The sequence below is a fragment of the Chryseobacterium sp. CY350 genome, assembly GCF_027945075.1.
Taxonomy (GTDB): domain Bacteria; phylum Bacteroidota; class Bacteroidia; order Flavobacteriales; family Weeksellaceae; genus Chryseobacterium.
Window position 1 is genome coordinate 3,116,247 of the sequence record NZ_CP116034.1, and the last position, 19,279, is coordinate 3,135,525.

Consider the following 19,279-nt stretch of genomic DNA (forward strand, 5'->3'; position numbering starts at 1 on the left):
TTATTTTAGCCTTACAATTATGAGAGAAGTTTATTTTATTAAACAAAATAAAGAAAAATGGTTGGGAATCGAACAGGTTATTCAGGGGAAAATCAAAAAAAATCCTGACGACCTGTCTTCACTGTACATTAATCTGATCAATGATCTGTCTTTTGCACAGACTTATTACCCCAAAAGTAATACGACGGTTTATCTAAACCATCTTTCTTCTCAAATTTTCCAGAAAATTTATAAGACCAAAAGGGTAGAAGAAAACAGGATACTGTACTTTTTCAAAACTGAAGTTCCGCTTTTGGTTTATCAATACAGAAGATATCTGTTGTATGCATTCTTGTTTTTTATTCTGTTTACGTCGATGGGCGTACTTTCTGCAATCTACGATAAAGATTTTGCCAATATTATTTTGGGTGAAAGCTATGTAAATACGACGATTGAAAATATAAAAGCCGGTAATGCAGTCGGTGTTTATCAAAGTGGTTCTACGTGGGGAAGCACGATCGGAATTACAATGAACAATATCGGCGTAGGAGCCAAACTTTATATCTACGGTATTTTTGGTGGAATTGGGACGTTATGTGCTCTTCTTTACAATTGTGTAATGTTGGGCTCGTTTCAGTATTTTTTCTATGATTACGGAGCTTTAAAAGACAGCGCAAGAGGTATCTGGCTCCACGGAGTTTTTGAAATTTTTGCCATGGTTGTAGAAGCAATGTGCGGATTGATTTTAGGAACCTCCATACTTTTTCCAAAAACATTGTCAAGATTCGAATCTTTAAAAATCGGTTTAAAAGATTCATTTAAAATATTTTTAAGTACAATTCCATTTACCATTTGCGCAGGCATTATTGAGGGCTACGTTACAAGACATGCTTTAAAAATGCCCGAGTTTTTAAATTTAATAATCATTTTCGGATGCCTGGCGATCATAGGATTTTACTATCTTGTATATCCGTTTATGGTCAACAAAAAATAAACAATAACTATACAATCAACAACAAAGATGCAATTCTATAAAAAAAGAGATTTCGGATCGTTTATCAGCGACAGTTTCGGTTTTTTCCGGTTATATGGCAAAAATTATTTTAAAAACTACATTCTGCTGAATGGGCTTTTGATTATTCTGATGGTCGTTGTTGCTATTTTCGGCTATCGCGAATTATTTTCACAGTTATTTTCATCAAATCTAAGTGGAAACAGTTCTTACATGGAAAATTATTTCGAAAGCAACATCGGGATGTTTATTGCGATAGGAATTTTAACATTTTTACTTTTTGTTGTTTTAATGATAGTCAATTATCTCTATCCTGTTTTTTATTTGAAAAGACTTTCGGAAGGTCAGCAAAAAATAAAGACAGATGATATTTTTAACGATTTTAAAAATAACATTGGCAGAATAGGAGTGCTTTCTCTTGGGATGATCTTTATCGTAGCTCCGCTTTCATTTATTTTGATCGGTGTTTCTTATGCTTTGGTATTTATCATTATTGGTTTGCCGATTCTCATATTCGTTTTTCCTACAGTTTTTAATGTTGTAAATTTTTTGATGTATGATTTTTTCAACAGCAAAAGAGGTTTTTTTGAAAGTTTAAGTTACTCTATCCGTTCACAGTTTTCTTATGCCAACGGCCGTGAGAAATCTCCATACTGGAAATATTGGGGAGCTACACTCATCATGTCTATCATTTTATATGTTATTACAACAATCTTTACGATGGTTCCTTTGATCATATTTTTTGCCTCTCTATTTACTTCTGCTCCCAATGGTGAATTTGAGCAAAATCCTTTTGCAGGAACAATGGGCATCCTGTTTTTCGTAGTTTACGGAATTTCAATGTTGGTTTCATTTTTTATCTCAAATCTGCTGTATGTAAATTCAGGGCTTCTTTATTATGACAGCAGAACAGATCTTCATCAGCAGGTAGAATTGGCAGAAATTGATACAATCGGCATCAATGAATAAAGTCTTTTTCTTCATATTAATTATTTCTGTATTTCACCTCGGTAAAGCTCAGGTTGTAGACAGCACGGCTGTTTATGAAGACGAATATTCAGATTATGATGAAGATACTCTAAGCACGGGACATTATAAAAATATGTATCGTGCAGATTCTGTTTTGCTTAAAAATCCGGTTTCCGAAAATACGCTTTATCCAAAGCATTTTAAGGAAAACATGAGGTCTAAATATAAAGGTGAAGAGTTTGATTATTCTACTTCAAAACCACGAGAGTCTTTTTGGGATAAATTGATGAGAAAACTTCTTAAGCTGATTCAGACTATTTTTGGTGAGACAAGTTTCGAAAATTCGGCAAAGATTACCACCATCATTATTCGCCTATTTGCAATACTTCTGGTAGGTTTTCTCCTCTATTTCATCATTAAATTTATTTTAGGCAAAAACGGAAGTTTTATTTTTGGTAAAAGGAATAAGAAAGTAATTATCAACGACGAAGAACTTCACGAAAACATCCACGAAATCAACTTTCCTGAAAGTATTTCCAGCTTCGAACGTTCAAGAGATTATCGGTCTGCAGTACGGTATCAGTTTTTATTTTTGTTGAAAAAACTCAGCGATAAAAAACTTATTTTGTGGAATCCCGAAAAGACAAATAAAGACTATGTTGCCGAATTGAAAGTTCCCCATTTAAAAAATGAATTTTCTAATCTCTCGTATATTTTTGACTATGTCTGGTACGGTGAATTTAGTATTGATGAGCAGAGTTATGCGAGATTCAAAGAACAATATCAGTCATTCAAACCCTAATTTCAATGAATAAAACTTTCAAAATATATGCTTTAATATTCATCATTATCATGGTGATTTTGGCGTTGCTTGAAGTGAACAAAAAAGAAGTAGTAGATTGGCGCAAGAATTTTGATGTAAATGAGAAATCGCCTTTCGGATTATTTGTTTTTAACCGGGAAGCGAAAGATTTATTTAAAAATAATCTTAAAAAAATTGATGTTACCGCTTACGATTATTACGATGAAAATAAAAAGAAGCCACACAATATTCTGGTCATAGAAAGCGAAATTGATAATGAATCTTGGAACGATATTCTAGATCAGGTGACAAATGGTTCTGATGCAATGCTTATTATGGCAAAAATGCCAAAAGAAATATCAGACCGCATCGGTTTTTACGATTCTCAGATATCTTTTGAAGAGACAAACGTACTGAAATTAACAGATAAGAAATATCAGAATGATTTTATTAAATTAGATAAATTTCCATCTGGCAGAGGTTTTTCATACATCAAACCGAATGTTCAGATTTTAGGAAAAACCGTTGAAAAAGGAAACGACGATCAGGCTAATTTTATCAAAGCTAAGTTTGGAAAAGGAAATATTTATGTACACTGTGAGCCACTATTTCTTACCAATTATTATCTCCTGAAATCTGGAAACACAAAATACGCACAGGACGTTTTTTCTTATCTGAATGATAGAGAAACGCTTTGGTTTGTCGAAGCCAACACCAAAGAGTCAAGATTTTTCATGCGGTTCATTCTCGGGAATCCGGCTCTGAAATATGCTTGGTGGCTTTTATTGGCAGGTTTACTTTTATTTATCTTTTTTAATGCTAAAAGAAAACAGCGCATCGTTCCTATCATTGAGCCGTTGAAAAATACTTCAGTCGATTTTGTGAAAAGTATAGGGAATTTGTATTTAAAGGAAGGAGATTTCCATGATATGATGGCTAAAAAAGCACAATATTTTCTAAACAAAGTAAGACTAGATCTTTTGATTGATACCCAGAATTTAGACGAACAGTTTGCTAAAAAACTTCAGTTGAAAACCGGGAAAAACATAGAAATCATCGAAGAATCGATTGCTCTTATTAAGAAAGCACAAGATCCTTATGCAAGTGTGATGAAAGAAGATCTGGCCAGAATGAATAAGCTTTTAGACAGTATTTTAAAATAAATTAAAAAGAGCTTAGAAAAAAAATTTAAACCAAAACTACAAACATTTTGCTCCTTAAAGAGCTTTAATAATGAAATAAAATGGAAAACGAAGAACATCAGAATACAGAACCTCAGCTTTCTATTAATTTAGATAAAAACGAAAATGCTTTCGAATCAAGAATCGATATGATTGAACTTCGGAACAGTCTAGAAAAAGTAAAAGTTGAAATTGCAAAAGTAATTGTTGGTCAGCATGATATGATCGAACATTTGTTGGCGGCTTTGCTATCAAACGGTCATGTTTTGATCGAAGGCGTACCGGGAGTTGCAAAAACGATCACAGCAAAATTGTTGGCAAAAACGATTGATGTAGACTTTAGCAGAATACAGTTTACGCCAGATCTGATGCCATCGGATATTTTAGGAACCTCAATTTTCAGTATGAAAAATTCTGAATTTGAATTCAAAAAAGGTCCTATATTTTCGCACTTTGTATTGATTGATGAGATCAACCGTTCTCCTGCCAAGACTCAATCTGCCCTTTTTGAAGTGATGGAAGAGAGACAAATCACGATGGACGGAACTCAATACGAAATGGAAGCTCCCTTTTTAGTTGTAGCAACCCAAAACCCAATCGAACATGAGGGAACGTACAGACTGCCCGAAGCGCAGCTCGACAGATTTTTGTTTAAAATAAATGTGGGCTATCCAAATCTTGAAGAAGAAATTGCAATCATTAAAAACCAGCACGAAAACAGGCAAGAGGACAAAACAGATGTTGTAAAACCTGTAATAAGTGCCCAACAGCTAAGTCGCTATCAAAACTTGGTTAAAGAAATCATCGTTGAATCTCAACTGATAGAATATATTGCCAAAATCATCATCAATACGAGAGAAAATCAGTTTTTATATTTAGGAGCATCGCCAAGAGCAAGTTTGGCATTGTTGACGGCATCAAAAGCCTTTGCTGCGTTGAGAGGACGAGATTTTGTCACGCCTGAAGACATCAAAGAAGCTAGTTATGCAGTTTTACGTCACAGAGTGATCGTATCGCCGGAAAGGGAAATGGAAGGTTTGACAGCCGATGAAATTATCCGCCAGATTTTAGAAGGAATTGAAATTCCGAGGTAGGTCAGAGTACAATTATAAAATAATTTATAACGTAAAAACTTTCGCCTAAATCTAAACCATCATCTTCAAAATGAAAAACTTATACATCAACAATCGTTTTTTCTTCACACTCATCGGAGTGGGAATTCTCTATGTTTTTGCATTTTTCTTTTCGATTTTGATGATTGTTGGTCACGTTGCCTTATTAATAGTTTTTTTGGCGGCGATGGTTGATTATCTTCTGTTATTCAGAGAGAAAAATGGAGTTTCAGCTCAACGAATTTTACCTGAAAAATTATCAAATGGTGACGAAAATCCTGTAAAAGTAGATATTAAAAATAATTACAGTTTTAAAATTTATACTAAAATAATTGACGAGATTCCGTTTCAGTTTCAGAAGAGAGATTTTTTAATTGAAAAACAAATCGAGTCCGGAAAAAACACTTTATTTCAATATATTCTCGAACCCAAAGAAAGAGGGGAATATAGTTTTGGTGCTCTAAATATCTTTGTGTCTTCGCCTTTAGGTTTTGTGTCCAAAAGATTTACCTTTCAAAAAGATACATTGCTTCCTGCATATCCTTCATTTATTCATTTAAGAAAATATGAATTGATGGCTTTGCAAAACGAGTTTCTGCTGGGAGGAATCAAAAGAGTAAGAAAACTGGGACACACCATGGAATTTGAGCAGATCAAAGACTATGTTCCTGGTGATGACATAAGAACCATCAACTGGAAAGCGACTTCTAAAACTAATCGTTTGATGGTGAATCAGTTTCAGGATGAAAAATCCCAACGTATTTTTATGCTGATTGATAAAGGAAGAACGATGAAAATGCCGTTTGCCGGATTGAGTCTTCTCGATTATTCAATTAATGCAAGTATGGCTCTGTCGCATATCATTCTTAAGAAAGGTGATCGCGCTGGAATGATGACATTTTCCAAAAAAACAGAAAATAAAGTGGCTGCGGACAATAAATCTGGTCAGTTAAGGAAAATTTCTGAAGCTCTTTATAATATTAAAACAGATTTTTTTGAAAGTGATTATAACAGATTGTATCAGGATGTGAAATATTCTGTGAATCAGAGAAGTCTGGTTTTACTTTTTACTAATTTTGAGACTTTAGATGCTCTTAATCGTCAGATGAAATATCTGCGTGGAATCGCTAAAAATCATTTGTTGGTGGTTGTTTTCTTTAAAAATTCTGAATTACAGACTTTATTACATAAAAATCCTGAAAGTATGCAGGAAATTTATGACGAAGTGATCGCCGAGAAATTTGAATTCGAAAAAAAACTCATCATTCAGGAATTAAGAAAATATGGAATTTATTCTGTGTACACACTTCCGGAAAACCTGAATGTAGATGTGATTAATAAATATCTGGAAATTAAAGCAAGAGGAATTTTATAACTTTGAAATAAGCAATAAGCAAAATGAAAATAACACTCAACAGAATCAACGATGATTTTTTATTTGAATGTACCAACGCGCAGGGAAATTCAATTCTTTTAGATAACACTTCTCAGCCCGGTGCTAAAGGCGTTTCTCCTATGGAAAGTGTTTTGATGGCAGTTGCAGGTTGCAGCGGAATTGACGTTGTTTCGATTTTAAAAAAGCAAAGACAGGAAATCACAGGCTTCAAGGCTGAAGTAGAAGGCGAAAGAATTCCTGTAGATGATGCAAAACCATTTAAATCAATGATGGTTAAATTTTTCTTGGAAGGAACAATTGATCCCAAAAAAGCCTTAAAAGCAGCTGAATTATCATTCGAAAAATATTGCTCAGTTTCAAAAACGTTAGAGCCAAACGTTGAAATTGGCTATGAAGTTTATGTAAACGGAGAAAAAGTTTAGTTTGTAATTATTAATTTCGATAAACATAAAAAAACCGGATAAAGTTACCCGGTTTTTATTTGTCTCAAGCTAATCTCGGTTTCATCAATTTAGCTACGGTTGCCGTCCATCCTGTTTGGTGAGAAGCGCCGACTCCACGACCGTTATCACCGTGGAAATATTCAAAGAAAGTAATATAATCTTTGAAATTCGGGTCATAATTAAATTTATAATTTCCGCCATTGAAGGCTCTTTGTCCGCTTTCATCTTTTAAGAATATTGAGCAAAGTCTGTTGCTGATATTAGAAGCTACTTCATCAAGATTTTTCTGTTCGCCGCTGCCTGTCGGAAAATCAACTTTCAGGCTGTTTCCATAATAAAAATGAAAACGTTGCAGACTTTCTACGATCAGGAAGTTAATAGGGAACCAGATTGGTCCTCTCCAGTTGCTGTTTCCACCAAACATTCGGCTGTCACTTTCTGCCGGAGTATAGTAGACTACATTTTTGTTTCCGTGAACGGTAAAAACAAAAGGGTTTTCTTCGTACACCTTAGACATCGCACGGATTCCATAAGAACTCAAAAACTCTTTTTCATCAAGCATTCTTGTCAGAACTTTTTTAAGTCTTGTTTTACGTAGAATACTCATCAGATGTTTTCTGCCGCTTCCTTCTTCGTCCCAATGAGAGACAAGATTGGCGAGTTCTGGTTTGTTTTTTAGAACCCAATCCATTCTTTCACGGAAATTCGGCATTTTCTCAAGCAAATGATGGTCGATAATTTCCACCGCAAATAATGGAATCAAACCAACAATACTTCTCAAACGCAGCGTTACGCTTTCACCGTTTGCAAGCTGAAGAACGTCATAAAAGAAACCGTCTTCTTCGTTCCATAGACCTTCTTTGTCTTCACCCATATTTTCCATGGCTTCGGCAATATAAAGATAATGCTCGAAAAATTTAATGGCCATATCTTCATAAACCTGATAATATTGAGCTAATTCCATAGCGATACGCATCATATTCAGAGCATACATCGCCATCCAGCTTGTTCCGTCTGCCTGTTCAAGATGCTCACCATCTTTAAGTGTCATATTTCTGTCGAAGGCACCGATGTTATCGAGTCCTAAAAATCCTCCTCCAAAAATATTTTTACCGTTTTTATCTTTTCTGTTGACCCACCATGTGAAATTCAGAAGTAACTTTTGAAAAACCTTTTCTAAAAACAGTAAATCTGGTGTGCCGTTATTTTTTTCATCAATTTTAAATACTCGGAAGCAAGACCACGCATGAACCGGCGGATTTACATCGCTTAAGTTCCATTCATAAGCCGGCATCTGCCCGTTGGGATGCATGTACCATTCTTTAGTTAAAAGAAGTAACTGATTTTTAGCAAAATCACCGTCAATAATCGCATACGGCACACAGTGGAAAGCCAAATCCCATGTCGCATACCAAGGATATTCCCACTTGTCGGGCATTGAAATGATGTCTTTATTGTGAAGATGTTCCCATTCGGTATTTCTTACATAATTCGTAAAATCTCTGGGAGCTTCATGATTAGGATCGCCTTTCAGCCATTTTCCTACATTGTAATGATAGAATTGTTTATTCCAAAGCAATCCCGCAAAAGCCTGTCGCTGTACATTTTTTTCATCATCATTCGGAACATCCTGTTGGATCTCTGCATAGAATTCGTCAGCTTCGGAGATTCTTGAATTAAAGATTGCTTCAAAATCAAAAAAAGGATCTTCCATTTCGTGAGGAGCTAATCTGAATTCGAAAACTTCAGATTGACCTGCTTTTATTTCAGCTTCTACGATAAATGTAGCTTTAGAGCCTTTTCTCTCAGGATTGATGGTGTTTTTTTGATGAACAATATAATCGTTGATACCATCTTTATAGTATGTGTTTTCTATTTCAGGAGTATCGTATAATTTCGGATTGTTGGTCTCATTATCGCAAAAAGCCTTCTCTGCAGTACTGTTTTTAGAATAAAACTTTTTTAGAGGAACACTGTCGTGATTAATGTTGATACATCCATCATCTGAATCTTCGAGCTGACCTTTGTATTCGTTATAACCCCATTTCCAGTTGTTTCTATACCATGCCGTGGGAAGTACAACGATTGGTGCATCTATTTTGCTTCGGTTGCAAACCGTAACTCTCACTAATATATCATTAATTTCTCCTTTGCAATATTCGATAAAAATATCAAAATACTCGTCTTTATCAAAAACACCTGTATCGAATAGTTCGTATTCGGGTTCTTTCTTTGTACGTCTGCCATTTTCTGCGAGAAGATCTTCATAAGGGAATTTATTGATGGGATATTTGTAGACCATCTTCATGTAGCTGTGAGTAGGCGTATTGTCCAGATAGTAGAAAATTTCTTTAATATCTTCTCCATGATTACCTTGTGGATTACTCAATCCGAAAAGGCGTTCTTTTACTCGTTCGTCATTTTTATTCCAGAATGATAGTGCAAAACAGAATAGTTGCTTTGTATCAGAGATTCCTGCTATACCTTCTTCGCCCCATCTGTAGGCGTAGCTTTCGGCATTATTGTGATTTGCGTAATGCCACGCGTTTCCATTCGGGCTATAGTCTTCACGTACATTTCCCCACTGTCTGTTGCTGACATAAGGTCCCCAGTTTAGCCAGGTTTTATCTTTTAATCTCTGCTTTTCAACATTCATATGCATCATTTTCTACGCTAAGGTAGATTTTTTGGCAAAAAAAAACAATTTTTTTAATCTGAATAATTCTTAACATTCTTTTCAAACGCTTATCAGCAAAAGGTTTTTCCACATAAATTATTTTTTTTTAATTTTTAATTTAAAATGTATTATCTTTGCTGCATTCGTTCATTTACATATTGAAAATGTTATCAAGAAAGGTTGAGGGATAGACCCTGTGAAACCTTAGCAACCCTTTGTGCAAGCGAAGAAGGTGCTACGTTCTACCAGAAATTATATTTTGGACAGATAACTTACTGAAGTTCTTTTCAGCCATTTCTTATGGCATTTTCAAATTTATGTTAATAATAATATAAAATTGAAAACAGAACTGCAACATATTAATTTTTTGTATCAAACAGATTCCTATAAGGAATATCATATCTCATTAAGCTACCAGCTTTTTGGGAAAGAATTGTTTTCTGCTCCCATCATTCTAATTAATCATGCCTTAACCGGAAATTCAAATGTATCCGGAGAAAAAGGGTGGTGGAAACAGTTGATAGGCGAAAACCAGATTATTGATACCAATAAATATACAGTTCTCTGCTTCAATATTCCCGGAAACGGATATGATGATTTTTTTATTGATGAATATTCAGATTTCACTCCTTCAGACATTGCTAATATATTTCTGAAAGGGCTTGAAATTTTAAATATTAAAAACTTATATGCCATAATTGGAGGATCGCTCGGAGGAGGAATTGGTTGGGAAATGCTGGCTAAAAATGCTGATCTTGCGGAAATTTTTGTCCCGATTGCGTGTGATTATAAAACGCACGATTGGCTTCGTGCACAATGTCTCGTTCAACAATTTTTATTAAATGGAAATGATGAACCACTTCAGAAAGCCAGAATTCATGCGATGTTGTGCTACAGAACGCCTCAATCTCTGAACGAAAGATTTCAAAATAAATTTAACGATGATAAACAATTGTCAGAATCCGAAGACTGGTTGATTTATCATGGGAAATCACTTACAGAAAGATTTAGTTTAAAATCATATAAATTGATGAATCATCTACTCAAGCACATCAATGCAGACGATAAAGATTTAAATAAAATTAAAGCACGAATGCACATGATCTCGGTAGATACAGATTTATTTTTCCCCGCTTCTGAAATTCGGATGTGCTTTGAAAAGCTAAATAAGGAAAAGGAAGATGTTTTCTATCACGAGATCAAATCAATTCATGGCCACGACGCCTTTTTAATGGAATATCAACAGTTAAATACGATTATAAAAAATATTTTGTAGATGAAAGCTAATGCAAACGAAATAAAGTTTTTAAAGAACAGATCAATCATCAAATTTGAAGGAGCAGATTTCTTAGGTGAAATCGGGATTGACGGCAGGGTTTTTAAAGCACTCACTTTGGCAAGAATAAGTGTAGGAGTAATTTCTCAACAAGCGGTGGAGAACGGGTTGTCAATACTTGTGCACGAAGATGATTCTGCAAAAGCAGTAAACTGTCTGATCGAAGAATTTGCTGCTGAAAGAAAATCGGGTAAAGTTTCTCAGATTTACAGTATTAATAATGTTTCTGTCATTGGTTTTGTGGCAGATGATTTCAATAAAATACTTTCTGAACTGGCGAGAAACAATGTTTTTCCCTTGCTTTTAAACCAAAATTCAAGCGAAAAGCGCATCAATATTGTTGTGACCTCTTCCCAGGATGAAAAAACTAAAAATATCATCGAGTCGGAAATTTTCAAGAAACCAAAAACGGTTCATCTGGCAATTATCGGTCATGGAAATGTCGGAAAGACGTTGATCGAACAGGTTTTACATTCTTCAGAAGAAATTAAAAGAAGGAAAAATATCCATTTGAAAGTGGTTGCGGTTGCCAACTCCAAAAAAATTGCTTTCAACAAAAAAGGATTTGACAGTACTTGGAGCGATGAGGTTTTTGCAGCCGAAAGATCTTCCAGCGTTGACGAACTAATTAATTTTTCAAAAGAAAATCAGCTTGAAAACCTGATTGTTGTTGATAATACAGCAAGCGTTGATTTTGTGAAAAACTATCAGGCTTTAGCTGAAAATGGTTTTGATCTGGTTTCATCCAATAAAATTTTCAACACCCTTCCAATCGAAGAATACCGTAAACTAAGATATACGTTGAATAAAAATAACAAACGTTATCTGTACGAAACCAATGTAGGTGCTGGTTTACCATTAATAGATACGATAAAACTTTTACACCTTTCCGGAGAGAATATTACCAGAATCAAAGGAGTTTTCTCAGGAACATTGAGTTATGTGTTCAATAATTTTTCTTTGAGAGATGATAAATTTTCAACCATTGTCAATGAAGCTTTAGAAAAAGGCTTCACCGAACCAGACCCGAGAGAAGATTTATCAGGAAATGACGTTGCGAGAAAATTATTGATTTTAGCTAGAGAATTAGATTTAATTAATGAATTTTCAGATATCAATATTCAGAATCTAGTTCCCGAAGCTTTGCTTTCTGTTTCAAAACAGGAATTTCTTTCAAGATTGGACGAACTAGATGAAGAGTATGAAAAAATCAAAAAGAATCAGGAGCCGAATCACGTGTTGAGATATGTCGGAGATTTGCACGGAGATTTGCAACAGGAAAAAGGTGAATTGGATGTAAAATTAATTTCAGTCCCCGCAACTTCAGCTTTAGGTCAATTAAAAGGTTCAGATTCAATTTTTGAAATCTACACCGAAAGTTATGGAGAAAACCCAATCGTCATCATGGGTGCCGGAGCTGGAGCAAAAGTGACTGCACGTGGTGTTTTTGGAGATATCTTAAGACTAAGCGAAACAAAATAATTTTTGTACAAAATAAAAAGTATACATGTAACAAAGTCCCAAAGGGACGGTTTAATAGAGGATAGGATGCAGTCCTATCAGTAAAATGAGATAAAAATGGAAAACGAAAATTTTGAAACCCTTGCGATAAGAATCCAAACCGAAAGAACTCAGTTTGACGAGCATTCTACGCCTTTGTATCTTACTTCAAGCTTTGTTTTTGAAGATGCAGAAGATATGAGAGCTAGTTTTGCAGAGGAAAAATCTAAAAATCTGTACAGCCGATTTTCGAATCCTAATGTTACAGAATTTACTGATAAAATTGTAAAAATGGAAGGTGCGGAAGCAGGTTACGCTTTCGCAACAGGAATGGCTGCCATTTATTCAACTTTTGCAACTTTACTGAATGCAGGAGATCATATTGTGAGCTGTCAGTCGGTTTTCGGTTCTACGCATACTTTATTCACCAAATATTTTCCGAAGTGGAATATCGAGACGACTTATTTCAAGGCTGAGGATTCTGAAAATGTAGAAAAATATATTAAGCCAAACACAAAAATTCTGTATTTGGAAACGCCAACCAATCCTGCAATAGAGATTCTAGACTTAGAGTTTTTTGGAAAGATTGCCAAAAAGCACAATTTAATTTTTATTGTAGACAACTGTTTTGCCACGCCTTACCTTCAGCAACCGATAAAATACGGTGCTGATCTGGTCGTTCATTCAGCAACAAAACTGATAGACGGACAAGGTCGTGTTTTGGGTGGGGTAGCGGTAGGTAGAGAAGATTTGATTCGTGAAATTTATCTTTTTGCAAGAAATACAGGTCCTGCAATGTCGCCATTCAACGCTTGGATTTTATCGAAAAGCCTGGAAACACTTGCTATCCGTGTAGAAAGACATTGCGAAAACGCTTTGAAGGTTGCAGAGTTTTTAGAAAGTCATCCGAATGTACAATTTGTAAAATATCCATTTTTAAAATCTCATCCCAGTTACGATATCGCAATAAAGCAAATGAAGTTAGGCGGAAATATCGTTGCATTTGAAATCAAAGGAGGCATTGAAGATGGAAGAAGCTTTTTAGATAAAATAAAGATGTGCTCACTTTCAGCCAATCTTGGTGATACGAGAACAATTGTAACACATCCCGCTTCTACAACGCATTCCAAACTTTCTGACGAAGAAAGAAATGAAGTGGGAATCACTGCAGGATTGGTTCGCTGCTCTGTAGGTCTCGAAAATGTGGAGGATATTATTGCAGATTTAAAGCAGGCGTTGGGTTAAAGTGTTTGGGTTTGCCCTGAAAGGGCAAAATCAACAGCCTGCGGTGAAGCCGCAGGTAATAACGAATACAGATAATAAGCCCTGAAAGGGCGGCGACAACATTTTTTAATTGATGTAAATTATGTCACAATCTTTAAGTAAAATATATGTTCACATAGTTTTTAGTACAAAAAATAGAGAACAAATGATATCCGATGAATTTAAAGAAGAAATTTTTAATTATCTAGGAGGTGTCTGTAAAAATTTAGAGTGTAATCCCATTCAGGTTGGAGGTTATCGGGATCATGTCCATATTTTGTGCTTGCTTTCAAAAAAAATAACTTTGGTGAAACTTTTAGAAGAAGTGAAATCAGCTTCATCAAAATGGATTAAAACTAAAGGTGAAAAATTTTCTGCTTTTTACTGGCAAAGCGGGTACGGTGCATTTTCTGTTAACCCGACTGAAATTGAGGTAGTGAAAAATTATATAAGAAATCAGGAAGAACATCATAAAGTGAAAAGTTTCCAGGACGAATACCGAGCATTCTTAAAAAAATATGATGTACAGTACAATGAAGATTATGTTTGGGATTAGTGACGTCGCCCTTTCAGGGCTTAATGCAGCTACAAATTTTATTCATTGGGCTTCACCCAATGCTGATGATAAAGCCCTTTCAGGGCTCTGCGCTACTATAAAAAATATAATCATTGGTGAACATCCAATGCTGATGACAAAGCCGTAAATGGTTTTACAATATAAAAAAGAATAGAAAAATGAAAAATTCAGAACAACTATATAAAGCCCTTTCCGGGAGAATCTTAATTCTCGACGGAGCGATGGGAACCATGCTTCAGAGATACAAATTCGAAGAAGAAGATTACCGTGGTGAGCGTTTCAGAGACTGGGAACATCCCGTCAAAGGAAATAATGACCTGCTTTCTCTCACGCAACCTCATGCAATTGAAGAAGTTCATAGAAAGTACCTTGAGGCCGGCGCTGATATTCTTGAAACCAATACTTTTTCGGGAACTACAATTGCAATGGCAGATTACCACATGGAAGATTTGGTCTATGAACTCAACTACGAATCAGCTAAAATTGCCAGAAAAGTTTGTGATGAGTTCACTGCCAAAAACCCTGATAAGCCTAGATTTGTTGCAGGTTCTATCGGACCAACCAACAGAACGGCAAGTTTAAGCCCTGATGTCAACGATCCGGGTTATCGTGCGATTACTTTTGAGGATTTAAGACTGGCTTACAAACAGCAGTCAGAAGCTTTGCTAGATGGAGGTTCAGATATTCTTTTGGTAGAAACAATTTTTGACACATTAAATGCAAAAGCCGCTTTATTTGCCATCGACGAAATTCAGGAAGAAAGAGGAATCGAAATCCCGATCATGGTTTCTGGGACGATTACAGATGCGTCGGGAAGAACACTGAGCGGACAAACCGCAGAAGCATTTTTAATTTCAGTTTCACATCTAAACTTATTGAGTGTTGGGTTCAACTGTGCTTTGGGAGCGAATCAGTTAACTCCATATTTAGAAACGCTGGCTCATAATTCAGAATTCCACGTTTCGGCTTATCCGAATGCGGGTCTTCCGAATGCTTTCGGACAGTATGATGAATCACCAGACCAAATGGCTGCACAGATCAGGGAATATGTAGAGAAAGGATTGATCAATATTATTGGCGGATGCTGCGGTACCACGCCGGAACACATTAAAGCAATAGCTGATTTAGTTGATAAATATGAGCCAAGAAAAGTGAAATATTTTGTATGATTTTTGATCTGGAATTTTAGAGCAAGTATGAAAATACTTTTTTAAAAACCAAATCAAATTCTTATGGAAAAGCCATTTTACTTAAAAAATCCAGAAGACGCCAAATTGTTTAATGAACTTAGAAAAAGAGTGAACGAGCGACTAGAAACACTTCCCAAAAACAGAGATGTTTACATTCAGATCAAAGCAATTATTTTGCCTTTGGTCTATTTCGGGTTGTATCTATTTGCCATTTTTAATGCAGACCAGCCTTGGGTTTACATTTCAAGTTTTGTTCTGATGGGCATTTCCCTCGTTTTAATTTATTTAAATTTAATTCACGAGGCAGCTCACAACAATATTTTTAAAAGTAAAAAACTCAACAGTCTGGTCCTGAAAATTTTCGATCTTGTGGGAGCCAACTCTTATATCTGGAAAAAAAGGCACATCGCATCGCATCACGCCTATCCAAACGTTGACGGTTGGGATACCGACATTGAGCAGAGCGGAATTTTACTCATCGTTCCATGGATTAAAGCTAAAGGAATTCAGAAATATCAGCATTTCTTTTTCTTTCTGGTGTATCCGCTTTATTTATTTAACTGGATGTTTATCAGAGATTTCAGGGATTTTTTTGATCATGAAAGAGTAATTTTAAAAACTCAGGGTAAAATTCCGGTTTCAGAAAAGATTAAAATGATCAGCTTTAAATTATTTTACTTTTTCTATCAGATCGCAATTCCGGTTTTATTTTTTAAAATTTCTCTTGGTTTGGCCTTGGTTGCTTGGTTTTTGCAGGTGATTGCAGCAAGCATTTTTGCACTTTTTGTGTTGTTGCCTTTACATCCGCTTCCGGATAATGCTTTTCCGAAATTGGATGAAAAAAACGGACTTCCGTTCAGCTGGATTCGCCATCAGCTTGAAGTAACCAATGATTTAAAAGAAAATAACTGGTTTGTGAGAAATGTTTTGGGGAATTTCAATTTTCATGTTGCCCATCATCTTTTTCCGAACTACAGCTATATGTATTATAACGAAATTACTGAGGAAATCGAGCAGTTTGCGAGAGAAAATAATTTGAGCTACAAACGGTTTCCGATTTTCAACGCTTTGGGCAAACATGTCGATTTGCTGAAGCAAAATGCGAATAACGCCTATTTTATTTTAGAAGAATAAATTAATGAAATATTTAAAATTATCAGGGCTCGAACCTCTGATTATTACTCCGGAATCGAATTTCATCAACGTTGGTGAAAGAACTAATGTTGCCGGATCTAAAAAGTTTTTAAGATTAATTAAAGAAGAAAAATTCTCTGAAGCTTTAGATATCGCAAGAGATCAGGTTGACGGCGGAGCTCAGATTCTTGACGTCAATTTTGACGACGGTTTGATCGACGGAAAAGCTTCCATGATTAAATTTCTGAACCTTATCGGTTCCGAACCTGATATTTCCAAAATTCCGATCATGGTCGATTCTTCCAAATGGGAAATATTGGAAGCGGGTTTACAAGTTGTTCAGGGAAAATGTGTGGTGAATTCCATCAGTTTGAAAGAAGGAAAAGAAGAGTTCGTAAAACACGCCAAAGCGATCAAAAGATACGGAGCGGCGGTGATTGTTATGGCTTTTGATGAGGTCGGACAAGCCGATAATTATGAAAGAAGACTGGAAATCACCCAGCGTTCTTATGATATTTTGGTGAATGAGGTTAAATTTCCCGCTGAAGATATTATTTTCGATTTAAATATATTCCCCGTTGCAACCGGAATGGACGAACACCGTCGCAACGCAATCGATTTCATTGAAGCCACACGTTGGGTAAGACAAAATCTTCCTTACGCTTCGGTGAGTGGAGGGGTTTCCAATGTCTCGTTCTCGTTCCGTGGAAATGATACCGTACGTGAGGCGATGCACTCGGTTTTCCTTTATCACGCAATTCAGGCTGGAATGAATATCGGAATTGTAAATCCTGCATTGCTCGAGGTCTATGATCAGATTAATAAGGAACTTCTTGAGCTTGTAGAAGATGTAATTCTCGACAAAAGAGAAGATGCGACCGAGAGGCTTTTAGATTATTCTGAACGGAATAAATCGGTTAAAAAAGAGAAAGTTGAGGAGCTTGAATGGCGAACTTATCCTTTGCAGGAAAGAATTACCCATTCTTTGGTAAAAGGTATTGACCGTTTTATCGAAGAAGATGTAGAAGAAGCCAGACTGCAGTCGGCAAGACCGCTTCACGTTATCGAAGTCAATCTGATGACCGGAATGGGCGTTGTCGGTGATTTATTTGGTGCCGGGAAAATGTTTCTTCCGCAGGTGGTAAAATCTGCCCGTGTCATGAAAAGAGCGGTCGCTTATCTGCAACCGTTTATCGAAGCGGAAAAAGATGTAGCTCAGAAACCCAACGGAAAAATCTTGATGGCAACTGTAAAAGGTGATGTTCACGATATCGGAAAAAATATTGTGAGCGTAGTGTTGGGTTGTAATAATTACGATATTGTCGATTTGGGAGTGATGGTTCCTGCCGAGAAAATTATTCAGGCAGCGATTGATCACAATGTCGATGTCATCGGTCTTAGCGGATTGATTACGCCGAGTTTAGATGAAATGGTGTATATCGCCTCAGAACTAGAAAGACAGAATTTAAATTTTCCTTTATTGATCGGTGGTGCGACGACTTCTAAAGCACATACTGCCGTAAAAATTGATTTAAAATATAAAAATGCAGTGGTTCACGTGAATGATGCTTCCAGAGCGGTTAACGTGGTAAGTTCATTGTTGGGAGATAGAAATAAAGAATATGTTGATGATTTGAAAAGTGATTATTCAGATTTCCGTGAAAAGTTTTTGAACAGGCAGATTGATAAAAACTATGTTTCCATTGAAGATGCCCGAAAAGATAAGTTTAAAATCGATTGGGAAAACGAAGAAATTTTCACTTTAAACAATTTGGGAATTCAGGTTTTCGAAAATCAGGATTTGGAAGAATTGATTCCTTTTATCGACTGGTCGCCGTTTTTCAGAAGCTGGGATCTGCACGGGAAATATCCGAATATTTTTGATGATGAAGTGGTGGGCGAACAAGCGAAAGAATTATTTGCAGACGGTCAGAAAATTTTAAAGAAAATTGTTGATGAAAAACGATTAGTTGCCAAAGCAATTTTTGGAATCTTTAAAGCCAATTCAAACGAAACTGATGATATTTTGATTTACGATGAAAATGATCAGGAAAAAGTTAAGTTTTTGACTTTAAGACAACAGGTTCAGAAATCGAAAGGTAAAGATTACATTGCATTAAGTGATTTTATTGCTCCAAAAAGTTCAGGAAAGACCGATTACATGGGTGCTTTCTGCGTTTGTACAGGTTTCGGAACGGATGAATTGTCGGATCAGTATGAAAAAGACAACGACGATTACAACGCGATTATGGTAAAAGCAATTGCCGACCGTTTTGCAGAAGCTTATGCAGAATTTTTACATAAAAAAGTACGTACAGAATATTGGGGTTACGCCAATCAGGAAAATTTAAGCAACGAAGATTTAATTGCTGAGAAATACAAGGGAATTCGTCCCGCTCCGGGTTATCCTGCCTGTCCGGACCATTTGGAAAAACATGCGATTTGGGATTTGTTGAAAGTTGAAGAAAACATCGGCGTTTATCTCACTGAAAGTTTAGCGATGTTCCCGACAGCTGCTGTTTCAGGTTATTATTTTGGAAGTCCGCACGCCAAATATTTCGGATTAGGAAAAATTTCAGAAGACCAGTTGAAAGAATATTCTGTAAGGAAAGGAATTTCTCTGCAGGAAGCCAGAAAATGGCTGAACCCGAATTTGGCAGATGGAATTTAGATGAGAAGACAGATTTGGGATAAGATGAATTTGAGGG

The 19,279-nt window shown here is 35.8% G+C and carries 15 protein-coding genes and 1 riboswitch; of the genes, 14 read left to right on the forward strand and 1 reads right to left on the reverse strand.

Annotated elements, in window-relative coordinates; translation table 11 throughout:
* Positions 1 to 19 precede the first annotated feature (19 nt).
* From PGH12_RS14575 to PGH12_RS14605, 7 genes are all read left to right on the forward strand, one after another.
* Complete coding sequence (locus tag PGH12_RS14575) at positions 20 to 973, forward strand: stage II sporulation protein M (RefSeq protein ID WP_267599791.1); 954 nt, start codon at positions 20 to 22, stop codon at positions 971 to 973.
* 27 nt (positions 974 to 1,000) lie between these two features.
* Positions 1,001 to 1,960 (forward strand): DUF4013 domain-containing protein, encoded by a 960-nt coding sequence (locus PGH12_RS14580; protein ID WP_267599792.1) that lies wholly within the window; start codon positions 1,001 to 1,003, stop codon positions 1,958 to 1,960.
* Entirely contained in the window at positions 1,953 to 2,762 is an 810-nt protein-coding gene (locus tag PGH12_RS14585) for a DUF4129 domain-containing protein (RefSeq protein ID WP_267599793.1), read from the forward strand. The genes PGH12_RS14580 and PGH12_RS14585 overlap by 8 nt, the downstream gene beginning before the upstream one ends.
* A 5-nt stretch (positions 2,763 to 2,767) precedes the next feature.
* On the forward strand, positions 2,768 to 3,925 hold the full coding sequence (locus PGH12_RS14590) for a DUF4350 family protein (protein ID WP_267599794.1): 1,158 nt from the start codon (positions 2,768 to 2,770) through the stop codon (positions 3,923 to 3,925).
* Positions 3,926 to 4,092: 167 nt separating this feature from the next.
* Positions 4,093 to 5,037: an AAA family ATPase gene (locus PGH12_RS14595; protein ID WP_420710342.1), complete on the forward strand. Its 945-nt coding sequence runs from the start codon at positions 4,093 to 4,095 to the stop codon at positions 5,035 to 5,037.
* 70 nt (positions 5,038 to 5,107) lie between these two features.
* On the forward strand, positions 5,108 to 6,430 hold the full coding sequence (locus tag PGH12_RS14600; protein ID WP_267599796.1) for a DUF58 domain-containing protein: 1,323 nt from the start codon (positions 5,108 to 5,110) through the stop codon (positions 6,428 to 6,430).
* Positions 6,431 to 6,453: 23 nt separating this feature from the next.
* Positions 6,454 to 6,873: an OsmC family protein gene (locus tag PGH12_RS14605; protein WP_267599797.1), complete on the forward strand. Its 420-nt coding sequence runs from the start codon at positions 6,454 to 6,456 to the stop codon at positions 6,871 to 6,873.
* Positions 6,874 to 6,937: 64 nt separating this feature from the next.
* On the opposite strand, the gene PGH12_RS14610 is transcribed toward PGH12_RS14605, so the two are convergent.
* The gene (locus PGH12_RS14610) at positions 6,938 to 9,550 is read right to left on the reverse strand and encodes an MGH1-like glycoside hydrolase domain-containing protein (protein ID WP_267599798.1); all 2,613 of its coding nucleotides are present in this window, start codon (positions 9,548 to 9,550) and stop codon (positions 6,938 to 6,940) included.
* A 185-nt stretch (positions 9,551 to 9,735) separates the two neighbouring features.
* A riboswitch (SAM riboswitch) is annotated at positions 9,736 to 9,845 on the forward strand.
* A gap of 63 nt (positions 9,846 to 9,908) precedes the next feature.
* Between PGH12_RS14610 and PGH12_RS14615 the strand changes: the two genes are divergently transcribed.
* The 7 genes from PGH12_RS14615 to metH all read left to right on the forward strand — a co-directional run bounded on the left by PGH12_RS14615 (position 9,909) and on the right by metH (position 19,242).
* The gene (locus PGH12_RS14615; RefSeq protein ID WP_267599799.1) at positions 9,909 to 10,847 is read left to right on the forward strand and encodes an alpha/beta fold hydrolase; all 939 of its coding nucleotides are present in this window, start codon (positions 9,909 to 9,911) and stop codon (positions 10,845 to 10,847) included.
* Positions 10,848 to 12,389 carry an ACT domain-containing protein gene (locus PGH12_RS14620; RefSeq protein WP_267599800.1) on the forward strand — a complete coding sequence of 514 codons (1,542 nt, stop codon included), beginning with the start codon at positions 10,848 to 10,850 and terminating at the stop codon, positions 12,387 to 12,389.
* 96 nt (positions 12,390 to 12,485) lie between these two features.
* The gene (locus PGH12_RS14625; protein ID WP_267599801.1) at positions 12,486 to 13,652 is read left to right on the forward strand and encodes an O-succinylhomoserine sulfhydrylase; all 1,167 of its coding nucleotides are present in this window, start codon (positions 12,486 to 12,488) and stop codon (positions 13,650 to 13,652) included.
* Positions 13,653 to 13,773: 121 nt separating this feature from the next.
* Positions 13,774 to 14,226: an IS200/IS605 family transposase gene (gene tnpA / locus PGH12_RS14630; RefSeq protein WP_267599802.1), complete on the forward strand. Its 453-nt coding sequence runs from the start codon at positions 13,774 to 13,776 to the stop codon at positions 14,224 to 14,226.
* Between the two features lie 179 nt (positions 14,227 to 14,405).
* Positions 14,406 to 15,416 carry a homocysteine S-methyltransferase family protein gene (locus PGH12_RS14635; RefSeq protein WP_267599803.1) on the forward strand — a complete coding sequence of 337 codons (1,011 nt, stop codon included), beginning with the start codon at positions 14,406 to 14,408 and terminating at the stop codon, positions 15,414 to 15,416.
* Between the two features lie 63 nt (positions 15,417 to 15,479).
* Positions 15,480 to 16,571: a fatty acid desaturase family protein gene (locus PGH12_RS14640; protein ID WP_267599804.1), complete on the forward strand. Its 1,092-nt coding sequence runs from the start codon at positions 15,480 to 15,482 to the stop codon at positions 16,569 to 16,571.
* Positions 16,572 to 16,575: 4 nt separating this feature from the next.
* On the forward strand, positions 16,576 to 19,242 hold the full coding sequence (gene metH, locus PGH12_RS14645; protein WP_267599805.1) for a methionine synthase: 2,667 nt from the start codon (positions 16,576 to 16,578) through the stop codon (positions 19,240 to 19,242).
* The last annotated feature ends 37 nt before the right edge of the window (positions 19,243 to 19,279 follow it).